The following is a 2,396-nucleotide window of genomic DNA, read 5'->3' on the forward strand; positions in this document are numbered from 1 at the left end:
CCTCGAAGCGCACGCCGCAGCGTCCGGATCATCGATGATCGCACTCGGCACTTTCCAACGCGCACAACACTTCACACCCACCACCTCCGCTCGATGGCATCATCTCGCAGAAACCATTGGTTTCGCCGGGGTCTACGGCGTGGGCCTACCCGCCCTCGTCGACGGCAACGTTCGACATGCCCCACTCGACCCGGGCGACCCACTCGTCCAGGAATGGACCGTCATCACCCTCGGTCCACACCACGCGGCACTTCTGTCCGCACGTGACCGCCACGACAACGGCCCTGACCTCGACCGCACTTTCGACTTCGTGCAGACCTTCGACCGAGCCACCGTCACCCAAGCCGCCCGAGCGATTCTGCGGCGCTACCCGCACTGAACAGCACACATCGGCCAGCATGCGGGGTCCCACGGCCGCCGGACAGCATCCTCGGTTCCAGCGAACAATGCGCACCTATGCAGATTTCAGGGACGCAGCCGTGGGTCAGCTGGACTCGCGATCGACACAGCTCGTTCGATTCAGATGCTCACACGGATCACTCTCCTGATGGAGAGCGTGCCGCTGACCGCCTCGGACATCATGACCTGGATATGTGACTATCCACAGTGACCGCAGACCTTCTGTCGGACTCGCCCAGTGATATGTCACAGAGTGACGACAAATAACAGGTCTGCAGTACGTTTTAGGCTATTTCGCTGGTCCGTAGGGTTGTTTTCTGGACACAATAGGTTTGACGATTGTTCAGGAATCAACCATGCCCTCGATTTTGCCCCAGAAGGGCGTCGAGGGATCAGCCAGGAGTGCGCCCATGACTACCCCCCTCCTCCCCGACGTGCCCTCGGCACGCACCATCGAATACGTAGACCGTCCCCGCTCGGTTTGCAGTGTGCCGACGGACAGGACGAGCCTCGTCCGGGGGCGAGGCCTGGACTCCGTCCACCGGTCGACGCCCTGCGCGGACGGAGCCCTGACATTGACAGCCGCGACGCCGTCGGGCTCCCCGGAACTGTGGTCCCGCTACGTCGAAGGAGCGTGGGAGTCGTATTCACGCCACGGTGTCACCGCGGCTCTCGACATGGAAGAAGTGGCTTCCGGCGCAACGACAGCACTGTTCTACGTGGTGTGCGATGAGGCAGGAGAGATGCTCGGCGGCGTTCGAGCCCAGGGGCCGTACGCGATGGTCGAGCAATCCCATGTCCTCACCGAGTGGAAGGACTCGCCCGGACTGGCACCGGTTACCGACCTGCTTCGGTCTCGACTTCCCCACGGAATCGTGGAAATGAAAAGCGCGTGGGTCGATGCGGGGGCCGCAGGGCGGACGGTGTCGAATGTCCTGGCTCGAACAGCGTTGCCGACGCTCGAATTGACCGGCAGCCGGTACCTGTTCGCCAGCGCGGCCGATCACGTCCTGCGTTTGTGGGAGAGTTCCGGTGGGCGGATCGACCACGGCATCCCCGCTGCCGCGTATCCGAGTGAGCAGTACCGGACCGTCATGATGTGGTGGGACCGAACTACCCTCGCGCAGGCCGCGCAGCCCGAGGTGTGGCGCTCGATGGTCGACGAGGTCCGCGCACTGTGCGGGGACGATCGGCAGGTCCTGTTCGTGGCGTAGCGGCTCGCTACATCACTGGCGTCGACCATTTTCGTGTTGCCGACCCTGTAGGGTGCCCTGCCAGCTGATCGTCAAGGTCCCCGCGTGGCAGGCGCGGTCTCGGCCGTCGGTCTTGGCTCGGTATAGCGCGGCATCAGCGGCGCGGACGACTGCATCGAGTACTTGATCGAGACCGCCCGATTCGGTCGAAGCGAGGCTTGTCGCGGGTGACGCACCGTCATCGGACGCGGCCGGTCGCACGTCCACAGTCACCGTTCCGATACTCACGGTCACCGTGCAGTCGGACCGGACTCGGTCGAGTATCCGCCGCGTGAGCTCGTGATCCTCTCGGTGTGTGGCGAGGATCAGGAACTCTTCGCCGCCGGTCCGGGCAACCACCGCATCCGATGCGCCGACCACCGCGTGCACCGCATTCGCCAGGGTGGCGGCAACCGCGGCGAGCGTTCGGTCGCCGGCTGTGTGACCGGCCGTGTCGTTGACGGCCTTGAAGTAGTCGACGTCGACTACGAGCGCAGACAACGGTTTCCCTCGCTCGCAGGCCTCGTGCACCAGGATCCCGGCGTTCGACAGCAGTCCGCGTCGATTGACCAGACCGGTCAGCGGATCCGTGTCGGCCAGTTGTTGCAGTTTCCGGTTGACCACCGACAGTGTTCGGCGCAGGCCACCGATGAGCGCGACCGGCACCAGCACCGTGGTCACGGCGGCACCGATAGCGACCGCAGTCACCGCCCACCCTGAAGATCCCACACTGATCACCGACAGTGCCGTGGCCATCACCACCGA

The 2,396-nt window shown here is 64.4% G+C and carries 3 protein-coding genes; 2 read left to right on the plus strand and 1 reads right to left on the minus strand.

Annotated elements, in window-relative coordinates; genetic code table 11:
• Together A2J02_RS28450 and A2J02_RS23840 are read left to right on the plus strand one after the other, a co-directional pair.
• On the plus strand, nucleotides 1-379 hold a 379-nt coding region (locus tag A2J02_RS28450), incomplete at its 5' end, for a DICT sensory domain-containing protein (protein ID WP_331712159.1).
• Nucleotides 380-809: 430 nt separating this feature from the next.
• Nucleotides 810-1,613, plus strand: a complete 804-nt coding sequence (locus A2J02_RS23840) for a hypothetical protein (RefSeq protein WP_231894017.1) — start codon at nucleotides 810-812, stop codon at nucleotides 1,611-1,613.
• 12 nt (nucleotides 1,614-1,625) lie between these two features.
• Here the strand turns inward: A2J02_RS23840 and A2J02_RS23845 are convergent.
• On the minus strand, nucleotides 1,626-2,396 hold a 771-nt coding region (locus A2J02_RS23845; protein WP_156516361.1), incomplete at its 5' end, for a GGDEF domain-containing protein.

Origin of the sequence: Rhodococcus sp. EPR-147 (genome assembly GCF_001647185.1) — a bacterium.
Taxonomy (GTDB): domain Bacteria; phylum Actinomycetota; class Actinomycetes; order Mycobacteriales; family Mycobacteriaceae; genus Rhodococcoides.